This is a genomic window from Aliiglaciecola sp. CAU 1673 (assembly GCF_029223185.1).
Classification (GTDB): domain Bacteria; phylum Pseudomonadota; class Gammaproteobacteria; order Enterobacterales; family Alteromonadaceae; genus Bowmanella.
In genome coordinates this window covers 45,949-65,276 of record NZ_JARHUG010000005.1, presented here as the reverse complement: position 1 = coordinate 65,276, position 19,328 = coordinate 45,949, and the positions used below count along the sequence as shown (strand labels likewise).

At 51.6% G+C, this 19,328-nt stretch carries 18 protein-coding genes; 11 read left to right on the top strand and 7 right to left on the bottom strand.

Annotation, left to right across the window (positions count from 1 at the left end; all coding sequences use genetic code 11):
- Positions 1-13 precede the first annotated feature (13 nt).
- Both P2G88_RS06090 and P2G88_RS06085 read right to left on the bottom strand, forming a co-directional pair.
- Positions 14-592: a YjaG family protein gene (locus tag P2G88_RS06090; protein WP_275794878.1), complete on the bottom strand. Its 579-nt coding sequence runs from the start codon at positions 590-592 to the stop codon at positions 14-16.
- Positions 589-1,182, bottom strand: coding sequence for a YhgN family NAAT transporter (locus tag P2G88_RS06085; RefSeq protein ID WP_275794877.1), 594 nt, complete (start codon positions 1,180-1,182; stop codon positions 589-591). Before P2G88_RS06085 ends, P2G88_RS06090 begins: the two co-directional genes overlap by 4 nt.
- A 267-nt stretch (positions 1,183-1,449) precedes the next feature.
- Here P2G88_RS06085 and P2G88_RS06080 point away from each other — a divergent pair, with 267 nt between their 5' ends.
- Entirely contained in the window at positions 1,450-1,632 is a 183-nt protein-coding gene (locus tag P2G88_RS06080) for a helix-turn-helix domain-containing protein (protein ID WP_275794876.1), read from the top strand.
- Between the two features lie 34 nt (positions 1,633-1,666).
- Here the strand turns inward: P2G88_RS06080 and pepB are convergent, their stop codons facing one another.
- On the bottom strand, positions 1,667-2,953 hold the full coding sequence (pepB, locus tag P2G88_RS06075; protein WP_275794875.1) for an aminopeptidase PepB: 1,287 nt from the start codon (positions 2,951-2,953) through the stop codon (positions 1,667-1,669).
- A gap of 77 nt (positions 2,954-3,030) precedes the next feature.
- Between pepB and sfsA the strand changes: the two genes are divergently transcribed.
- From sfsA to panC, 7 genes are all read left to right on the top strand, one after another.
- Positions 3,031-3,732, top strand: a complete 702-nt coding sequence (gene sfsA / locus P2G88_RS06070; protein WP_275794874.1) for a DNA/RNA nuclease SfsA — start codon at positions 3,031-3,033, stop codon at positions 3,730-3,732.
- Positions 3,733-3,890: 158 nt separating this feature from the next.
- Entirely contained in the window at positions 3,891-4,340 is a 450-nt protein-coding gene (gene dksA / locus P2G88_RS06065) for an RNA polymerase-binding protein DksA (protein WP_275794873.1), read from the top strand.
- A gap of 179 nt (positions 4,341-4,519) precedes the next feature.
- A complete protein-coding gene (gene gluQRS, locus P2G88_RS06060; protein WP_275794872.1) occupies positions 4,520-5,398 on the top strand; it encodes a tRNA glutamyl-Q(34) synthetase GluQRS in 879 nt (292 codons plus the stop codon).
- 166 nt (positions 5,399-5,564) lie between these two features.
- A complete protein-coding gene (gene pcnB, locus P2G88_RS06055; protein WP_275795073.1) occupies positions 5,565-6,869 on the top strand; it encodes a polynucleotide adenylyltransferase PcnB in 1,305 nt (434 codons plus the stop codon).
- Complete coding sequence (folK, locus tag P2G88_RS06050) at positions 6,866-7,387, top strand: 2-amino-4-hydroxy-6-hydroxymethyldihydropteridine diphosphokinase (RefSeq protein WP_275794871.1); 522 nt, start codon at positions 6,866-6,868, stop codon at positions 7,385-7,387. Before pcnB ends, folK begins: the two co-directional genes overlap by 4 nt.
- Positions 7,388-7,502: 115 nt before the next feature.
- On the top strand, positions 7,503-8,297 hold the full coding sequence (gene panB, locus P2G88_RS06045) for a 3-methyl-2-oxobutanoate hydroxymethyltransferase (protein ID WP_275794870.1): 795 nt from the start codon (positions 7,503-7,505) through the stop codon (positions 8,295-8,297).
- Between the two features lie 14 nt (positions 8,298-8,311).
- Positions 8,312-9,166 carry a pantoate--beta-alanine ligase gene (gene panC / locus P2G88_RS06040; RefSeq protein ID WP_275794869.1) on the top strand — a complete coding sequence of 285 codons (855 nt, stop codon included), beginning with the start codon at positions 8,312-8,314 and terminating at the stop codon, positions 9,164-9,166.
- Positions 9,167-9,196: 30 nt separating this feature from the next.
- Here panC and panP read toward each other — a convergent pair whose 3' ends face one another.
- Positions 9,197-10,804 carry a pyridoxal-dependent aspartate 1-decarboxylase PanP gene (panP, locus tag P2G88_RS06035; protein ID WP_275794868.1) on the bottom strand — a complete coding sequence of 536 codons (1,608 nt, stop codon included), beginning with the start codon at positions 10,802-10,804 and terminating at the stop codon, positions 9,197-9,199.
- Between the two features lie 141 nt (positions 10,805-10,945).
- On the opposite strand from panP, the gene P2G88_RS06030 reads away from it, so the two are divergent.
- Positions 10,946-11,659, top strand: coding sequence for an EAL domain-containing protein (locus P2G88_RS06030; RefSeq protein WP_275794867.1), 714 nt, complete (start codon positions 10,946-10,948; stop codon positions 11,657-11,659).
- Here the strand turns inward: P2G88_RS06030 and P2G88_RS06025 are convergent.
- From P2G88_RS06025 to P2G88_RS06015, 3 genes are read right to left on the bottom strand one after another with little or no spacing between them, the layout of a single operon-like run.
- Complete coding sequence (locus P2G88_RS06025) at positions 11,647-12,312, bottom strand: methyltransferase domain-containing protein (protein WP_275794866.1); 666 nt, start codon at positions 12,310-12,312, stop codon at positions 11,647-11,649. The genes P2G88_RS06030 and P2G88_RS06025 overlap by 13 nt on opposite strands.
- An 8-nt stretch (positions 12,313-12,320) precedes the next feature.
- Positions 12,321-13,091, bottom strand: coding sequence for an ABC transporter permease (locus P2G88_RS06020; RefSeq protein WP_275794865.1), 771 nt, complete (start codon positions 13,089-13,091; stop codon positions 12,321-12,323).
- On the bottom strand, positions 13,088-14,026 hold the full coding sequence (locus tag P2G88_RS06015; protein ID WP_275794864.1) for an ABC transporter ATP-binding protein: 939 nt from the start codon (positions 14,024-14,026) through the stop codon (positions 13,088-13,090). The genes P2G88_RS06020 and P2G88_RS06015 overlap by 4 nt, the downstream gene beginning before the upstream one ends.
- A gap of 82 nt (positions 14,027-14,108) precedes the next feature.
- On the opposite strand from P2G88_RS06015, the gene P2G88_RS06010 reads away from it, so the two are divergent.
- Positions 14,109-14,705: a carboxymuconolactone decarboxylase family protein gene (locus tag P2G88_RS06010; RefSeq protein WP_275794863.1), complete on the top strand. Its 597-nt coding sequence runs from the start codon at positions 14,109-14,111 to the stop codon at positions 14,703-14,705.
- Positions 14,706-14,789: 84 nt separating this feature from the next.
- A complete protein-coding gene (locus tag P2G88_RS06005) occupies positions 14,790-19,328 on the top strand; it encodes a PAS domain S-box protein (RefSeq protein WP_275794862.1) in 4,539 nt (1,512 codons plus the stop codon).

Sequence of the window (19,328 nt, the reverse complement as noted above, 5' to 3'; positions counted from 1 at the left end):
GCTGTTTGATTTTCTACTGAATTTCCAAGCCAATATTGCTGATCCCTTCTTCCAGCGCCATTTGTTTCAGAGCCGCGGTGAGCTCAGGACCGCGCTTGGCCTCAGTCACTCTGTCCAATAATTCATTTTGAAAGGCCACTTCCCACTGCATCAGTGGATGGTCTTTGATGGCTTTGGCGTCAAGTTCTTCCTCGCTACTGGCATCAATGTAGGCTTCAACCGAACCTTGAGACAGTTTGCTTACTACCACGGCCCCTTGTGGATCGTCGCCCATCATCAACTGCAGTAATGCAGCCATGGACATGCACAGATCAACGGCAGGGTAGACGCCGTAATTGTCAAAATCGGCGGTGTCCGGGGTTGCCACTTCTATTTTTTCCAGATGCACGGACAGATTTAGCTTTTGCTTGGGGTCAGCAAGCCAGGCCCACACGGCATCCAGGGTTTTGCGATACTGTGCCGGGTCGCCAAACTCACATAGCTCACAAAAAAGCAGGTAATTGGGCAGGCTGCGTTCAATCAATGTGGCCGCAAATGCAACAGCCCGCCAGTCTTGTAATTCCCTTACTCGGGCAAAAGTGTTTAATTTCATGCGGTGTGCTCCAGATAGCTGGCGATGCCGTCCAGGAACATCTGGATGGAGATCATTACCAAAATCATCCCCATCAATCGTTCAACTGCTATAAGACCTCTTTCGCCCAATAACCGGTGGAACAATCCTGAGAACATCAAAATAGTGGCTGATGCCAGCCATGCGGCACAGGTAGCAATGGTCCAGTCTGTCATGCGGCTGGGATCCTGGCTGGCGATCAGAATAAGCGCCGCCAGCAGCGACGGACCGGCTACCAGAGGAATAGCCAACGGTACCAAGAAAGGTTCGCCGTCAGAGGCTTGTACCGAACTGCTGCCATGGGCTGGGAATATCATACGGATAGCGATAAGAAAGAGAATAATACCGCCTGCAATACTGACCGTTTCTTGTCGGACATTCAGAAAATCCAACACGGTCTGACCGCTGTACAGGAAAAGCAGCATAATACCCAAGGAAAACAGCAGTTCTCTGGCCAATATGATATTGCGTCGTTTGGGCTCAATGTGTTTTAACACGGACATAAAAATGGGCAGATTGCCGAGCGGATCCATGATAAAAAACAACATGATGGCGGCTGACCAGGTATCCATAATCTCTTTACGCTGGGATAGTTGAGTCTGGCCCTATTCTAGCCCAAAAACGGGTGCAAAAAGGACTAAATTTCATAGGCTTATTGGGGCATTGTTTTACACTTTCAGATTGAAATGATGTTTTTTGCCCTGCCTCAGGCTTGCAAGGTTGGCTCTGGCTGGTCCATGATAAGCCTGATAACAAGGATTACCTGTAGTGTTGACCTTGGTATAACCCCTGTGGCGATAATCATCCACAGCTAAAACCGAGAACAAGAGGAAGGTCTCATGAGTTTGATGTCGGTAGCGGAAGTAGCGCAGTTCCTGGGCGTCCAGGAAATCAGAGTTGAGCGTCTGGAGCGGGAAAGCCTGCTAGTCGCCAAAGACAAGGACGCCAACGGAAAACCCCTTTTTGATATGAATGATGTCAAAAGGTACAAAGAGTTCGCCGAGCGTATAGGCGGAATCTAAAAGAAAGGGAAGCCAGCGCTTCCCTTTCTTATTTTCAGGCTTGCAGCAGCGCCTTGGCGATGGTGCGGATGCCTTGGGCAGTTGCACCCGCAGGCATCAGCGGTGTTGCGGTGTTATTAAACGCCGCTGCCAAATCCATATGCACCCATCCCTGACCTTGATTAGGCACAAAACGGGACAAGAAGCCTGCCGCATTGGAGGCCCCGCCAGCGCCGCCACCTTTTACCGGTCGGCTATTGGCGGTATCTGCGTAAGGAGAAGGGCATTGTTCCTGGTGCCAGACTTCCAGCGGTAAGGGCCAGGCAGGCTCACGCTCTTCGCTTGCATAAGACAAAAACTGTTGTTGCAAGGCTTTATCCAAGCCAAACAGGGCGTTGTATTCACTGCCAACGGCCATGACTGCCGCACCGGTTAGTGTCGCGGCATCAATGATCAACGGTGCGCCGGTTTCCCCTGCCGCCATTAAACCATCGGCCAAAACCAGTCGCCCTTCAGCATCGGTGTTAACGATTTCTACTTTCAATCCGTTTTTATAAGTCAGGATGTCTCCTAACTTATAGGCATGGCCACTGATCAGGTTTTCCGCACAACACAGGAACAGCTTCACCCTTTTGTTCAGCCCTTGTGAAATGGCCAGTCCCAGGCCTCCGGTGACGGTTGCTGCACCGCCCATGTCACATTTCATGGTCAGCATACCTTCGCTGGTTTTGATGCTGTAGCCACCACTGTCAAAGGTGATCCCTTTGCCTACCAGTGCGGCGGCCACAGGGGCGTTAGCATCGCCGCTGGGGTTGTAATCCAGTTCCAGCATCACAGGCGGCCTGTCACTGCCGCGGCCAACCTGGTAAATACCCACCCAACCTTTTTCCTGCAGCTGCTCCCCGATGATTTGTGTGGCAGTAACAGCTTTACCGCCCAACGTCTGCAGCCATTGCTGGGCTTCATCTGCCAGCTTTTGCGGCGATAACTCTTCAGGCGTGCGGTTTATTAAAGCTCGGGTAAACAGCATGGCCTGGTACATTTTCTCAAGCTTGGCCTGGTTTTCATCCTCACACCAGGTGATGGCGTTGATGCGTTTGGGCGTGGTATAGCTGCTGGCAAAGGCCCACTGTTGCTCTAACTGCCATTGTCCTTGCAGTTGTACGCGCTCTACGGCCATGCCGTCGAGCAATCTGGCTGCTTTGCGAATTGCCCTGAGCTGCTCTTGTTCCTGACCGGCCACATGAATGACGGCGCCGTTGCCATCGAAGGAGAGGGGGGCTTTTGCGCTCCACTGGGAATTGGGTTTTTCTATGCTAAGACGCACCGAAAGGTGAGACATGCGTTGCTCCTGTTATGGGGATAATATGAGAGGTTCACCCCCACAGTCTAATTCAGCACTAGGAGCAGTCTCAAGCCATGCAGTTTTCCCCGCCATTACAATCCGGCACGCTAATTAAACGCTACAAGCGATTTCTGGCCGATATCCAACTCGACACCGGCGAGGTCATTACTGCCCATTGCGCCAATACCGGCGCCATGACCGGCTGTGCAGAGCCGGGCTTTCGGGCCTTTGTCTCTTATCACCCCGATCCTGGCCGTAAGCTGGCGTACAGCTGGCAACTGGCAAAGGACAACCAAGGCCATTGGATAGGTATCAACACGCATTTGGCCAATAAATTGGTGGAAGAAGCCTTAGCAACAAACAAAATCACAGCACTGAGCGGCTACGAAAGAGTGCGGCGCGAGGTGAAGCCCAAAGACAGCAATCACAGATTAGATTTTATGCTGTCAGGTCAGCAACAGGATTGCTATGTGGAGGTGAAGTCGGTCACCTTATTGCACGACGGACAGGGGTACTTCCCGGATACGGTCACCCTGCGCGGACAACAGCATTTACAGGAGTTGATGCGCTTAAAAAGGCTGGGGTATCGAGTAGTGCTGTTATTTTGTGTGCAACACAGCGGTATTCACTCGGTCAAAGCCGCGAGCCATTTAGATCCCCACTATGCGGCAACATTGAGCGAAGCCTTGGCTGTTGGTGTGGAAGTGATGGCTTGGGGATGCAGCATCAACCCGGAAAAAATCGAACTAAATCAACAATTGGCATTTAAAATATGAACAAATGGGTTGATTTTTCCGAATGAGTAATCATATTGAGCAGTCTGCTTTTTCGGGCATGGATTGCATTACCCAGCGTTGCCTGCACTGGGGCTTTCTGATATAGATAGCCGCTTGCACATCATTGCCCATGTGTAGCTGTTTAGGAGATTTGGCTGATGCCAACAGAAAATTCACATAAGTCACTCGGTTTACTGGCTCTGGCCGGTCTTACTCCGTACCAGGAAAAAGACGGCGAAGAGTATATGAATGACGGGCAACTGGAACATTTTCGCCGCTTACTGAAAGCCTGGCGGGATCAGTTGCGCGAGGAAGTGGATCGCACCGTGCACCACATGCAGGATGAAGCCGCTAACTTCCCCGATCCGGTAGACAGAGCCGCCCAGGAAGAAGAGTTCAGCCTCGAATTGCGCACCCGTGATCGTGAGCGCAAGCTTATTAAGAAAATTGAGAAAACCTTAAAGCGCATCGATGATGACGATTTCGGTTTTTGTGATTCTTGCGGTATCGAGATTGGTGTTCGTCGCTTAGAAGCCAGGCCCACAGCCGATCTTTGTATCGACTGCAAGACCATGGCTGAGATCAAAGAAAAACAAATGCAGGGGTAAATCCCGGTCGCCTTCGGCGACTCGGAGTGACTTAACGTCACTCCGAGAGGGATTTACGAGAGGCCGTGGACGGCCGACCTGGGCGATGTCCCATGGATGGGTGACAGCTCGGAAACCTTACGCATTGAAGTCATCTTTCGGCCCAGTGCAAGGTGACATGATTTGCACCGTTCTCCATTATGCCAAACCCCTACAAAACCCGTTTCGCCCCCTCACCCTCAGGCCCTTTGCACTTAGGCTCACTCGTTGCTGCCTTGGGTAGCTACCTGCAAGCGAAGAAACAAGGTGGCCAATGGCTGGTCAGAATCGAAGATATCGATCCCCCCAGAGAAATGCCGGGCGCCAGCGATATGATCCTGCAAAGCCTGGAAGACCATCACTTGTATTGGGATGGGATGGTTACATATCAGAGCCAGCATAGCGACTACTATGAGCAGGCCCTGGCCGGTCTCAGTGCTAAGGAGCTTTGCTATGCCTGTCGTTGTACCCGCGCACAGATTAAGGCTGCGGGTGGTTTCTACCCTGGCACTTGCCGGGATTTGGGTTTGTCCTTGTCAGATACCTCCTTACGCTTTCGCAACGTCAATCCGGTTCGTAGTTTTATTGATGAGCGCCTGGGCCTTATTGAAGTGAATCCGAAACAGGCAGATGAAGACTTTATTATTAAGCGCAAAGACGGACTCTATGCGTACCATCTGGCAGTGGTGGTGGATGATATCCGCCAAGGTATTACACAAGTGGTGCGCGGTGCTGACCTGCTGGAAGCCAGCGTAAGTCAAATCGCTTTGTATGAAGCCCTGGAAGCAACTCCCCCCTCCTGGCTGCATCTGCCTATTGCCATGGCGGCTCCTGGGCTGAAGCTAAGCAAACAAAACCGGGCACCAGCGCTGGAAGCGACGTTGGCGCTGAATAATCTTAAGAAAGCGGGTGAGATCCTGGGCTTACCCAATGATTTACAGGATGTAGATAACATAGAGCAGTTCCTTGCTTTAGCTATCCGGCGCTGGCGCCATGATTTAGTGTCCGAACGCCGCGAATATCAAATGAATCAGGTCTGACGGTGCGGATTCTCTTTTAACCTTGGCTGGTATATTATTAGCGCCCATTTTTTAGGCATATCCCTCTGGTATAGGAGAGCGCGTTATTATTTCCCGGGTTATTAACAGGGTAAAACAGGCCTTTTCAGGCACTGTTGAGGCCAAAAAGGGCCTGACTCCCACCATTATCCCCCGCGCAGATCACAGTATTTCCCGCAGTGATATCAGTGAGAATGCATTGAAGGTGCTTTACCGGCTGCACAATGCCGGCTTTCAGGCATTTCTGGTGGGTGGCTGTGTGCGCGATATGCTCATGGGGTTGCATCCCAAAGACTATGATGTGGCTACCGATGCTACACCTGAACAGGTCAAAGAGCTGTTCCGCAATTGCCGTCTGATCGGACGTCGTTTCCGCCTGGCCCACGTGGTTTTTGGTCGTGATGTGATCGAAGTGGCTACCTTCCGGGGCCATCATCAGGAAGAAGATGACGAGCAAACTGCCAAACTCAGTAAACGCAGTGACGAAGGCTTGTTATTACGCGATAACGTTTTTGGCAGCCTGGAAGAAGATGCCGAACGCCGCGATTTCACCATCAATGCCATGTATTACAACATCGCCGATTTTAGTGTGGCTGACTTTGCCGGTGGCATGCAGGCCATTAAAGCACGTGAAATTCGGCTGATCGGTGATCCGGAAACCCGTTACCGGGAAGATCCCGTACGTATGCTGCGAGCGGTGCGCTTTGCCGCCAAACTGGATATGAAAATCAGCGCGTCCTGCGGCGATCTTATTCCTAAGCTAGCCCCTTTACTGGCCAATATTCCGCCGGCCCGTTTGTTTGAAGAGGTGCTCAAGCTCTTTATGTCCGGCCATGGCCTCAGAACCTACGAGTTGCTTCAGCAATATGGTTTGTTCAACCAACTCTTCCCGCAGTTGCAACCCCTGTTGAAAAAGGCGGACAGTAAAGAAAGCCAGTTGATCCGGCAAGTCCTGATCAATACTGACGAACGGGTCAACCAGGATATGAAGGTGACCCCGGCTTTCCTGTATGCGGCATTCCTCTGGTACCCGGTCGATGCACGCTGTCAGGAACTGCAGGCAGAAGGCGGAATCAGTCCACTGGACGCCTTTAATATGGCGGTCAATGATGTGCTGCATCGCCAGTTACAACGGATCATGATCCCCAAGCGGTTCTCTTTGCCCATGCGCGATATCTGGGCACTACAACACCGCTTGTCACGTCGTTTTGGACGCCGCGCCTACCAGTTGCTGGAGCATCCTAAGTTCCGGGCGGCCTATGACTTTCTGTTGCTCCGTGCTGAGCAGGAAGGCGGTGAGTTGGAAGAGCTTGGCAAATGGTGGACAGATTTTCAGGACGCCGATGCCGAGGGACGCAAGGCCCTCTTAGACAGTTTGCGGGAAGGCGGTGTCAAAACCTCGCGGTCGCGCTCCAAACGCCGTCGTCCCAGGACCAAGAAACCGGTTCAATGATCAGCTGCTATATCGGCATGGGGGCCAATCTGGATGACCCCCAAAAGCAGTTACAGGAAGCACTAAGAGCCCTGCGCCGATTGCCAGACAGTCACCTGGCCGATTGCTCCTCTTTCTATGCCAGCAAGCCCATGGGACCCCAGGATCAGCCCGACTATGTCAATGCCGTTGCCCGGCTGGATACCCGCCTGGCTCCTCTGGCCTTGCTCGATGCGTTACAAGCCATAGAACAAGAACAGGGTCGGGTACGTAAGAGTGAACGTTGGGGGGCGAGAACCCTGGATTTGGATTTGCTGTTATACGGGGATTTGGTAGTGAATTCCGAAAGGCTGACCCTGCCGCACTATGGCATGAGGGAGCGGGAATTTGTATTGCATCCGTTGCTGGAAATCGCACCGGAATTGGTGTTGCCCGACGGCCAGTTACTAAACAATCTTGCCAGGCAGTGCCCCAAAAACGGATTAATGGTGATACGACAGAGGTCGGACATCTGGAATTCTTTGCCAGGATCCGTATAGTTGGCGGTCCAATAAGGCTAGGTACGCTTCCAGGCCAAACCCATCCGGGTCATGCCCATATGGGCAAAATCCATTATGGCAGTCTAAGGTACTGCCGCAGTTAGGACGGTAACTGATGAAAAAAGTAACCACTGCAACCTTGATGGCCATGAAGCAAAACGGTGAGAAGATCACTATGCTGACGGCTTATGACGCCAGTTTTGCCAAGCTCTTTGATGAGCAGGGCGTTGACACCATTCTGATCGGTGATTCGCTGGGTATGGTGCTGCAAGGCCACGACGATACGCTGCCAGTGACCGTTGAACATATCGCTTATCATACCGCGTCCGTCAGACGTGGCACTCAGCGAGCCATGGTGATTGCCGATATGCCCTTTATGTCTTATGCCACCCCGGAACAGGCCTATGCCAGCGCAGCCAAGCTGATGGCCTCGGGCGCCAGCATGGTTAAGCTGGAAGGTGGTCGCTGGTTGTTTGACACCATTGAAGGGTTAGTGGAAAGAGGGGTACCGGTCTGTGCACATCTTGGCTTGACGCCTCAGTCTGTGCACAAGTTGGGTGGTTTCAAGGTGCAAGGCCGTGACGCCGAGCAGGCGCGGGTACTGATGGAAGACGCCAAACTCCTCGATGAGGCTGGTGCACAGATGCTGGTGCTGGAATGTGTTCCCAGTGCCTTGGCCGAGAAAGTCAGCAAAGCCGTCAGTATGCCGGTGATTGGTATCGGTGCCGGTGCCGCGACCGATGGGCAAGTACTGGTTATGCATGACATGTTTGGCATAAGCGCCAACTACATGCCAAAGTTTTCCAAGAATTATCTGGCCGTGACCGGTGATATCCGCAAGGCGGTCAGCTTGTTTATTGAGGAAGTGCAAAATGGCAGCTTCCCCTCAGAACAACACAGCTTTAACTAACCTAAGTCTAAATAATGCAGATTATCAGCGAAATCAGTAATTTAAGAGAAATTCGCCGGAGCTGGCAAATCGAAGGCAAAGTCATTGGCTTCGTGCCGACCATGGGCAATTTGCATCAGGGGCACCTGACCCTGGTACAAGAAGCCAGAAAAGTTGCGGATATTGTGGTGGTCTCTATTTTTGTGAACCCGCTGCAATTTGGTCCGGATGAAGATCTTGAGGCCTATCCGCGGACCATGGCACAGGACACTCAAGCGCTACAAGAGTTGGGTGTGGATGTGCTGTTCACTCCAAAGGCGCAAGATATTTATCCCCGTGGTCTTGAGCAACAGACCTTTGTGGAAGTCCCCGGCATTTCCTACATGATCTGTGGCGCCAGCCGTCCCGGGCATTTCCGTGGTGTGGCCACCATTGTCTGTAAGTTATTTAACATGGTGCAGCCTAACCATGCCTTCTTTGGTGAAAAAGACTTTCAGCAATTGCAGGTGATTAAGGCCATGGTGACCGACCTCTCCATGAACCTGCACATCCACGGGGTGCCTACGGTAAGGGACGCCGATGGCCTGGCCATGAGTTCGCGCAATCAATATTTGAAGCCTAACGAGCGTGCACTAGCACCGCTGCTTTATCAGACTCTTAAAGACATTGCTGACCTGATCCAGCTGGGGCGTCGTGATTATTCCAAGATCATTATCGAGAAAAAGCAAAAGCTGGCTGAGGCCGGTCTGAAGCCCGACTATATCGAGATCCGGGCGGCAGATACCTTGCTAATGCCTGGCCACGAAGACATGCGCCTGGTGGTGATGGTGGCGGCATTCTTAGGCAGAGCCAGGCTTATCGATAATATTCAGGTTACGCTAAAAGACTGATTTTAAGAAAGCCGGGAATGCCCGGCTTTTTTATGCGAGTTCCATCAGTTGCTGCCAGATATCCGTCTTTCTGGCTATCAACAGCTGCTCATCCAGAATATCCATTAAATCTTGTTCGCTGGTCAGCGGGTTGGCCAGTACCACCCGAAACACGTTAATAGCCTGCTCTGGATAAGGCGCCACCTGCAAACGGGTGCGCGAAACAAAGGAATGTCCTGCCTCCCTTTGCAGTTTTTGTACTATCACCGTCAGTTCATCGAGCAGAGGATTGAGCTCTTCAGCTCGCTGTGGTGATTGTGCCAGCAAGGTCTGAATGGGCGCCGGACATAAGCGGTAGGTCAGCAGGCATAAGGTTGGCTCGGTGGTCAGTTCAAAATCCGGCTGCGCCTTTAACATGGCGGCAAATTGTCTGGCCTTGGCCAGACTTTGATCAATCAACAGTTCGTAACCTTCACGGCCGAAAATATGCAGCGCAGCATACAGCATCATGGCCATGCCGTTACGAGACCCTTCCAGACTGGTCGCACCCAAATCCTTCGAACCTTCGCGCAGAATATACTGGGCATGATGACGCACTGCATTGCTGGCCTCTGGATCGCGAAACAGCACCATACCTGCGCCCATAGGCACATACATCTGCTTGTGGGCATCCAAGGTTACCGAATCGGCGCGCTCAATACCTTTTAGTAATCCGGCATGTTGGGTGGAAAAGAGTGTTGCACCGCCCCAGGCGGCGTCCACATGAAAATGGCAGCCGAGTTCTTCAGCCACATCGGCCAATTCATCGAGCGGATCAATATGGCCCGTTTCGGTGGTACCGGCGATACCGACGATGGCCATGGTACGGATCCCACGCTCTGCCAACGCTTTAGCCTGCTCACGAACCAATTGCGGCTGCAAGCGCTGCTCTGGGCAAGGAAGGGTAACCAGGGACTCCCTGCCAAGGCCCAGCAAATCCACCGCTTTACCCAGGGAATAATGGCCACGTTTGGAGCTGATCACTGCCAGGCCATTTAAATTCATGTGCTTTAAGCCGGCCATTAGCCCGTCACGGCCCACGCCACGGTATGTTCCCTGTGCACAAAGCAGGCGATTTCTGGCCACCCACAAGGCACTGATATTGGCAATGGTGCCGCCACTGCAAAAGGCGCCAAGGGCATGATGGGCACTATGTAAATGCGTGTCGTAGAAAGCATCATCGCCTTTGAAAATCAGGCGATGCATGATCCCCAGTACCTGGCGCTCCAATGGTGTAAAGGCTTTGGAGGTCTCTATCTTTACCAGATTTTGATTCAGCCCCACCATCAACTTGGCCAGTGATAAGTGGAAGTAGGGCAGAGCCGAGGTCATATGGCCGATAAAGCGCGGCGAATAAGTGTTTACCGAATGGGCGACCAGCTTATCCAACAGGTGCTGTGCATGCTCGGATACAAATTGCGGGTGCTCTGGTACCGCTGTGCGCTGAAAGTCTTGCTCAATCTGCTCCAAAGAGGTTTCGCTGGCCACTACATGACGGGACAGGAAGTCGGCCAGATTGTCAGACAAATGCTGCTCCAATTGGACAAGCTTGGAATCTTTTCCTTCGGGTTTGGTAAAGACTTTATGCAGATGGGCCAGGCTGGCTTCGGCTTTACTCACTTAAGCGCCTTGTGATCGGACAAAGGTAAATTTTACACTAGCCAAGCATTCACACAAAGTCTGCTTGTATCAAAGAGATACATGGCATTTACGGCGTTGTCGCTGCTATAGTGACAATGTTGTCCTGAAGAGATGTGCAGCATGAAAGTCAAAGAAATCCTCGACAATATCGATATCGATCGGGTGGTGCCCTATTTCCAGCCCATTATGGACCTGGAACACCATTCGGTATGGAGCTATGAGTGCCTGGCCCGCCTTGTCACGGAAAAGGAACAAACCTTCTTGCCCAGTGATTTTTTGTTTCTGGTAGAGCGAGAGCACAGCTTCGGTGAACTCACCCGCCGGGTATTTCATGCCAGCTCTGAGTATTTTCGTGACAACAACCTGGCCTGGAGCATCAATATCAGCCAGCAGGATATTATCGAGCCGACCTTAACCAAGTTTCTGAACGAGTTTGTGAAGCATTACCCCAATCCAAACCGCATTACTCTGGAGATCATGGCCTCCACTGCGTTAAATCATCGAGCGGAGTTTCAGTCATTTTTACAGGTGTGTAAGGCTTTGGATATCCGCTTACTGGTCGATCATTTTGGTGGGGTATCCGGCAATATTCTGACGATTCTGGATATGCCGGTGGATGGCATCAAAATTGACGGCTCCCTGGTCAAGCAGATGGCCAAAAGCCAGGAAGCCGCAGACTTTGTAGATCACCTCAATCAGCTGGCTAGCGAGCGTAATATTGCTGTTATTGCCGAGCATATTGAAGACAAATCCTGCCTGGATGCAGTGCGCAGTCTGGGTATTCGCTACGGTCAGGGATTCTACTTCAGCAAACCCCAGGCTTACCTTAACTGAGCCTCCAGCTGCCAGCTTTGCTGGCCGCTGGCCCAGTATTTACGCTCAAATGGGGTGATGGCTTCACTGCTGGCGTAAGGCTTTACCTCTGTATCGATGCCGGCAATGGCTAAGGCCAGGGCAAACTCCTCCACATACAACTGCCAGTTACTGCGCAGCGTCAGATGCCCTCCCAGTTTCAGCAGATCGGCAAAGGCAGCACTACCGTGCCAACGCCTTTTTACATGCATGGATTTAGGCCAGGGGTTGGGATACAGCAGATAGTGTTTTTGTAACTGCCAACCTGCCTGATGGGCCAGTCGCCAAAAATCTTTTAAGTCGGCGCGCAGCACCAGGTAGTTGGCATTGCTATTAGCGTAGTTGGCTTCATGTTTACCGGTACGCAGGGCGGATTTATCAACACCGATAACCCTGGCATCCGGGTAAAGTGCTGCCAGATTAGCCGTGCTTTCTCCCACCCCGCAGCAAGAATCGAGAATCAGCGGTCCTTGCCAGCCGTGAAGCCAAGCTTGCGCTTGCTCAAAAGCGGTGAGGGTATGCTCACTAAAAGGTTTTTGCGAAGGGCTGGCTAAATGCCGCTGCACCAATTCAGGTAGTTTTTCGTGCGGGCCATTTTGGTTGGAGGTGACCCATTTCGAGTTGCCTGTGTTCATCGATAACCCTAACTACGGATCCCAACGCCGCGCTTGAGCAGTTGCCAAGCCACGGTGAAGAGCGCAAGGTTGAACCCTATTAACACGGCTACTGACGTGGCGATACCCACATCGGAAATGCCCAGAAAGCCATATCTGAAGCCATCTACCATATACACCACCGGATTGAGCTTGCTGACTGCCTGCCAAAAGTCCGGTAGCAAGGAAAGTGAATAAAACACCCCGCCCAAATAGGTTAACGGGGTTAACACAAAAGTGGGGATCACGCTGACATCGTCAAAGCTTTTGGCAAATACTCCGTTTACCAGGCCCGCTACCGAAAACAAGGTAGCGGTCAGTACTAACGTTAGCACCAGCATCACCGGATGGTGGATGTTTAAATCTACAAAAAACAGGGAAACCACAGTGACAATGCTGCCTACCAGAAGCGCGCGCGCCACGCCACCGCCCACGTAGCCCAGGATAATAATCCAGGTAGACACCGGCGCGACCAACAACTCTTCTACGTTACGCTGGAATTTGGCACTGAAAAAAGACGAAGACACATTGGCATAGGCGTTGGTGATCACCGACATCATAATCAGGCCTGGGACAATAAACTCCATATAGCTGAAGCCACCCATCTGACCAATGCGGCTGCCAATCAGATTGCCGAAGATCACAAAATAGAGGCTCATGGTAATGGCCGGTGGCACCAGAGTTTGCACCCAGATGCGCATAAAACGAGTGCACTCTTTAATCCAGATAGTGCGCAGGGCAACAACGCTTAAACTACTCATTTCTTCTCTCCCCGCTCGCTATTGGCTCGGCCATCTTCGACCAGACGCACAAAGAGTTCCTCCAAGCGATTGGCTTTATTGCGCATGCTCAGCACCTGCACGCCTTGCTCTGATAACTGGCTGAAGACCGCATTGAGGCTGGCTGATTTGGGCACATCCACCTCCAGGCTGTGATCATCTATCATCCGGTACACAAAACCATCCAGCGTCGGCTTGACACTATTGGGGGGAAGGTCGAGCACGAAGGTTTCAATATTCAGCTTGGTCAGCAGGCCCTTCATGGTGGTGTTTTCGACGATGCGGCCCTTATCGATAATGGCGATATTTCGACACAGCATTTCCGCCTCTTCCAAATAATGGGTGGTGAGGATAATGGTGATGCCCTGCTGGTTAATTTCTTTGAGGAAGGTCCACATGGAGCGGCGGATCTCAATATCCACGCCTGCGGTGGGCTCATCCAAAATCAGCATCTTGGGTTCATGCATCAGCGCACGGGCAATCATCAAGCGCCTTTTCATCCCCCCTGACAGGGTGCGCGCTGGCACATTGCGTTTTTCCCAAAGATCCAACTGCTTGAGGTATTTCTCTGCACGTTCTTTGGCAATGCCCCTTGGCACGCCGTAGTAACCGGCCTGATTAACCACAATCTGCAACAAGGTTTCAAACTGGTTGAAATTAAATTCCTGGGGCACCAGACCGATATGGGATTTGGCTTTCACCAGATCCTGGTCAATATCATCACCGAATACCTTGACGGTGCCGCCGCTTTTGTTGACCAGGCTGCTGATGATACCGATGGTAGTGGACTTGCCGGCACCGTTGGGACCAAGCAGGGCGAAGAAATCCCCTTGGTTTACGCTGAGATCTATGCCTTTCAGTGCTTCCACGCCACCTTTGTAGGTTTTGCGCAGATCGCGAATTTCCAATGCATTCATGATGTTATTGTATTTAACCAGTAAGCAGACTAGGTTGGGATCCTTGCATCCAATTTCAAGGCAGATAAGAGGAAAACACAAAATGGCCCATATGGCTCCACTGGACAAAGACTTAAATCCAGAGCTTAAAGATGACTTCGCACTCTTTGAGCGCATTCTTGGTTTTGTGCCCAATAGTTTGCTGACCATGCAGCGCAAGCCCGAGATCGTCAAAGCATTTGGTACTCTGACCCGCGCTGTTATGGCGGAAGATGGCGAAGTGGACCCCGGCTTTAAACGTATCCTCGCTCATTTTGCCAGTCGCGCTGCCGGGTGCCGTTATTGTGAGGCCCATTCGCTTATTGCAGCCGGCTTACATGGCATCAGTCAGGAGAAAATTGATGCGGTGTGGGAGTATCAAAGCTGTCCGCTATATTCAGAGGCCGAGCGTGCCGCGCTGGATTTTGCGTTGGCTGCCGGGGCGGTGCCCAATGCTGTAGATCAAAAGCTGATGGAGAGAGTCAAACGCCACTGGAGTGAAAATCAAATAGTGGAAATGCTGGCAGCCGTCAGTCTGTACGGCTTTTTAAACCGCTGGAATGATTCGATGGCCACCGACCTTGAGAGTGCGCCGCAACAACTAGGTGACAGAGTGTTGGCAAAAGGAGGCTGGACAGCCGGTAAGCACGGTGCAAACTAGAGAAAAAACAACATAAAACCAATAACCTGACGCAAAGTGCTATAAGTATTGCTGGAACCGTAAAGGCCGCTTACATAGGAAGCCATGAAAACAGTTATTAACAGATTGACGCTGATGGGCTGGCTTGCGGTAGCGGCGGTCGTGATCTTGTGCTTGCTGGTGGCTTTTCTTAGCGGACGAATAGAACGAACCAAGGGCATCATAGAATACGATGCTTTGCTGGACAGCCAGATAGCTGTCAAATCTGATGCCTTGGTAGATGAGTTGGAAGACCTGCGTCGGGATATTAGCTTACTGGCGTCTGTTCCGCCGACCATAGGTATCGCCAGGGCTGTAGACTCCGGGATGGATCATGCCGATGGCAGCAGCCTGCCGCAGTGGTTGGGACGCTTGGAGGCCATCTTTGCGGCCTATTTGGAAGTGCATCCTAAAAGTAGTCGCGTTGACTACATCGCCTTATACGACCAGCCTAAGCTGATGTTGAGCCTGGAGAGTGAGAACGGCAAAGTCATCAATAATCCTGACCGTGGTCTATTGAATCCCAGACATATGCATATCATCAACGGTGGGGCTGATATGGCAAAGGGCGAAGTATTTATATCCCGCCCATTTTTGCAGCGAAATAGTGATGGTCCATTAAAGCCCACCAGGCCGATGATTTGGCTTTCCACACCAATATATGACGATAAGGGCAAAATCTTTGGTGTCGTTTTACTGCATTATGACGCTAGCTCTCTGTTGGCGGAGTTAAAAGCAAAGCTCCCTGCCGGATTTCTACTTTATCTCACGGACCAAAATGGTGACTTCTACATTCATCCGCGACTAGAAAAAACCTTCGCTTTCGAATGGGATCAACCCTGGCGCTGGCAGGATGAATTCTCCCCAACCACCAGTGATATCCTCCCAGAGTTAAATGACAGACTCTATGCCAGTGGTGCTGAGCAGATTGTGGTTAGTGAATATCTCTATCCCTTGTCCGGCGGAAAATTGCCCAGAGCGCTTTATTTACGCATCAGTTTCCCCAAATCGCTGTTAGATGGCAGGGTACAGAGGACCCAATACAACGTTTTGCTGACCATGGTGCTATGTCTAAGCCTGGTTGGTGCATTCTATTACCTATACAGGAAAAGCAGTAAATCCCAACATCGGGCAGAAAAGGAAATGGCTTTGCGCTCTGCCATTGTGGATAGTTCGCAGGATGCCATCATCGGGGAGGACTTAGAGGGAAATATCACCCAATGGAATCATGGTGCGGAGGAGATGTTTGGGTACTCAGCAGAGCAGGCGCTTGGTCAGAACCTGGCTCAATTGCTGGTCCCCTCAGAATACCAGGCACAATACCAGGAAGTACGAAGTGGGTTAGCAAATGGACAATCCCTTCCGCACTATGTAACGAAGCGAAGACGCGTGGACGGCCAGCTGCTGGATGTATCGATTTCCGTGGCTCCCCTTAGGGATGCAGATGGAAAGCATATTGGCAGCGCTAAAACCATCCGCGATATCAGCGAACAGATTCAAGTTCAGCATCGCATTGAAGACTTAAATGAGAATCTGGAGAAACAGGTTCAGGAGCGCACCGACCAGCTCAGTCAATCCCTGAGCATATTGCAAGCTATCACCGGCCAAGCGGGTAGTGCCATTGTTGCCACCGACACACAAGGCATTATCACCTTTTTTAACCCGGCGGCAGAACAGATGTTGGGCTACCGGGCCAGCGATATTATTGGCGTTGAAACCCCGGCCCTTTTCCATTTACAGGATGAGGTTGCCGAGCGCGCCATCGAGTTTTCTCAGGAAATCGGCAAGCGGGTAAAGCCGGGGTTTGAAACCTTTATTGTCAAATCCAAACTCGGTATGCCCAATGCCCATGAGTGGACCTATGTGTGCAAAGATGGCTCGCTGATACCTGTTTATTTGCAAGTCACGGCCTTGCGCAATGATAACAAGGACATCGTCGGTTACATGGGCATGGCCTCGGATATTACCGAGCAGAAAAAAGGCAGGGATAAGCTGGTGGCGATGCGTGATCAGATGCTTAAAGCGGCGGATTTAGCTGGCTTGGGTGTCTGGACGTGGGATGTGAAAACCGGAAAACTCAACTGGAACCGTCAGATGTTTACTATTTACCAGTTGCCAGCGGAACTGGGTAAGCAGGGCCTGAACATCGATCATTGGCGCAACTGCCTGCATCCGGACGATCTAACGGAGACGTCCAAACGGCTAGAAAGCGCCATGGATGGGCTGGATGTGTTTAATCTGGTATTTCGTATTTTGCGGCCTAACGGTGAAGTGCGCTACGTACAGGCCGGCGCCATGGTGGAAAGGGATGCAGAGGGTGTTCCAGAGCAGGTGCTGGGTATTAATCAGGATGTCACGGAACAGAGAGAGTATGAAAAGCGTTTGCAGGAAGCAAAGCAATACGCAGACCAAGCCAATCAGGCCAAATCTCTGTTCCTGGCCAACATGAGCCACGAAATTCGTACCCCTATGAATGCCGTGCTAGGCATGCTGCAGCTACTTGGGCAAACGGATATGGCTATGCAGCAGCATGATTATGTTAAGAAGGCCGAGGCAGCGGCCAGGGCCCTGCTGGGGATCCTTAATGACATTCTGGATTTCTCCAAGGTGGAAGCCGGCAAACTGGTGTTGGACCCGCAGCCCTGTGAGATAGAGAGAATTGTTCGCGATGTGGGCGATATTATTTCGGTAAACCTTGGCGACAGGAATATCGAAGTCTTGTTCGATGTGGAACCCGGCATCCCTCAGCGGATACGTCTAGATGGCATGCGATTACAGCAAATCCTGATCAATCTGTGCGGCAATGCCATCAAGTTCACCCATGAGGGTGAGGTGATGTTGTCGGTTAAAGTGGCAGAGCGTGAAGAGCAGCACCTGATATTGGAGTTTACCGTCAGCGATACCGGTATCGGTATTAGCGAAGAGCATCTGCAACGTATCTTCGATGGCTTTAATCAGGCTGAGGCCTCCACTGCCCGTCGTTATGGCGGTACGGGACTAGGTCTGGTGATTTGCAAGAGATTGATTAGCTTGATGGGCGGTCAGATGCGTGTCAAAAGTGAGGTGGGTAAGGGCAGTGAGTTCTCCTTTACCTTGCCTTGCATAGAAGAACAGGCTGAAACTGATAATTTGTATAGCTTGCCGAAAAATTTGCGCGTGTTGGTAGTGGATGATCATCGCGGTGCCAGGGATATTCTGGCCTCACTATGCACTTCCTTTGGCTGGAAAGTGGAGAAGCTGGAAAGTGGTGAGCAGGCGGTGGCGCGCTTAAGAAGCCAAGTGCAACCGGTGGACCTGGTGCTGATGGATTGGAATATGCCGGGGCTGGATGGCTGGAGGGCCAGCAAAATGATCCGCCAATCTCACGGCATGGAAACCATGCCTATGATTATTTTGGTAACAGGTACCAGCCGTGAAAAGCTTAACCGTGAGCAATCCAATTCTCCGCATTTAATTAATGGCTTTTTGGTTAAACCGGTCACGGCGTCGACGCTCTTTGATGCCGTTGCCGATGCCTTATTGTTAAAAGACAAAAAGCCCCCCCAGCCGGCTTCCAAACTGGCTCGATTGGATGGGGTCTCTATTTTGCTGGTAGAAGATAATCTTACCAACCAGCAGGTGGCCGGCGAATTGCTGAGAATGGAAGGTGCCGAAGTCAGCGTGGCGGAAAATGGGGCAGTGGCCGTAGAAATGTTACGCACTGCCAAGCCGCAGTTTGACTTGGTGTTAATGGATATCCAGATGCCGGTACTGGATGGCTATGGCGCTACCCGCGAGATTCGCACCAACCTTGGTCTGACAGACTTGCCAATAGTAGCTATGACAGCCAATGCCATGGTTTCTGATCGGGAAGCGGCCTTTGCCGTGGGCATGAACGACCATATCGGTAAGCCCTTTGAATTGGCTCATTTGATTTCCGTGATCCGAAAACATGTGTTTGCAGACGCGGAGCAGAAAGCGCCAGAACCCATAAAGTCAGAAGCTTCGCCGCCCACGGCAATCCAACCAACACAAACTCAGGGGACTGAGCCGTTGCTGGATTATCGTGATGCCATGCTGCGCTTTGGGGGCAGTGAACAAGTGTTTCAGCGGGCTACCCAAAGTTTTTTACGTGATGCACCGCCACTGATGCTGTCCTTACCGAGCAGTTGGGTACCAGAACTGGTACCCCAGGCTGTAGCCGCATTGCATAGCCTGAAAGGTATGTCTGCTACCCTTGGTGCCAAGGCGGTGGCGGTGTTATGTGCTGACTTGGAACATGATGTACGGACCGGTATTGAGCCTCTTTCCTATGCCAGTCGTGTTGAACGCTTAGGGCAAACGCTGCAACTGACCTACGTGGAAATCCAAGGTCGGCTTGAAAAGCCCACGGCAGTTCAGAATAAACCAGAAGAGACCAATTATTTTCAGCCACAGGAACTAGATGTCTTGGCGGGTTTGCTTGAACAGTCTAATCTGGAAGCGTTGAACCAATTTGAGCGTCTGAAGGAGTCCTTGTCAGCGGAGCATCCGAAGTTGGCTGTAGCGCTGTCAGATGCGATCACGCGTATGGATTTTCAGAATGCCCTGCTTCAGATAAGGGAATTCAAACAGGAGACACAGTAG

Excerpts from the sequence above, each read along its gene's own strand:
- sfsA (WP_275794874.1), top strand. The coding sequence starts at position 3,031 with ATGCAGTTTTCCCCGCCATTACAATCCGGCACGCTAATTAAACGCTAC.
- panC (WP_275794869.1), top strand. The coding sequence starts at position 8,312 with ATGCAGATTATCAGCGAAATCAGTAATTTAAGAGAAATTCGCCGGAGC.
- P2G88_RS06025 (WP_275794866.1), bottom strand. The coding sequence starts at position 12,312 with ATGAACACAGGCAACTCGAAATGGGTCACCTCCAACCAAAATGGCCCG.
- dksA (WP_275794873.1), top strand. The coding sequence starts at position 3,891 with ATGCCAACAGAAAATTCACATAAGTCACTCGGTTTACTGGCTCTGGCC.
- P2G88_RS06020 (WP_275794865.1), bottom strand. The coding sequence starts at position 13,091 with ATGAGTAGTTTAAGCGTTGTTGCCCTGCGCACTATCTGGATTAAAGAG.
- gluQRS (WP_275794872.1), top strand. The coding sequence starts at position 4,520 with ATGCCAAACCCCTACAAAACCCGTTTCGCCCCCTCACCCTCAGGCCCT.
- panB (WP_275794870.1), top strand. The coding sequence starts at position 7,503 with ATGAAAAAAGTAACCACTGCAACCTTGATGGCCATGAAGCAAAACGGT.
- P2G88_RS06015 (WP_275794864.1), bottom strand. The coding sequence starts at position 14,026 with ATGAATGCATTGGAAATTCGCGATCTGCGCAAAACCTACAAAGGTGGC.
- P2G88_RS06010 (WP_275794863.1), top strand. The coding sequence starts at position 14,109 with ATGGCCCATATGGCTCCACTGGACAAAGACTTAAATCCAGAGCTTAAA.
- P2G88_RS06090 (WP_275794878.1), bottom strand. The coding sequence starts at position 592 with ATGAAATTAAACACTTTTGCCCGAGTAAGGGAATTACAAGACTGGCGG.
- P2G88_RS06005 (WP_275794862.1), top strand. The coding sequence starts at position 14,790 with ATGAAAACAGTTATTAACAGATTGACGCTGATGGGCTGGCTTGCGGTA.
- P2G88_RS06080 (WP_275794876.1), top strand. The coding sequence starts at position 1,450 with ATGAGTTTGATGTCGGTAGCGGAAGTAGCGCAGTTCCTGGGCGTCCAG.
- pepB (WP_275794875.1), bottom strand. The coding sequence starts at position 2,953 with ATGTCTCACCTTTCGGTGCGTCTTAGCATAGAAAAACCCAATTCCCAG.
- P2G88_RS06085 (WP_275794877.1), bottom strand. The coding sequence starts at position 1,182 with ATGGATACCTGGTCAGCCGCCATCATGTTGTTTTTTATCATGGATCCG.
- P2G88_RS06030 (WP_275794867.1), top strand. The coding sequence starts at position 10,946 with ATGAAAGTCAAAGAAATCCTCGACAATATCGATATCGATCGGGTGGTG.
- folK (WP_275794871.1), top strand. The coding sequence starts at position 6,866 with ATGATCAGCTGCTATATCGGCATGGGGGCCAATCTGGATGACCCCCAA.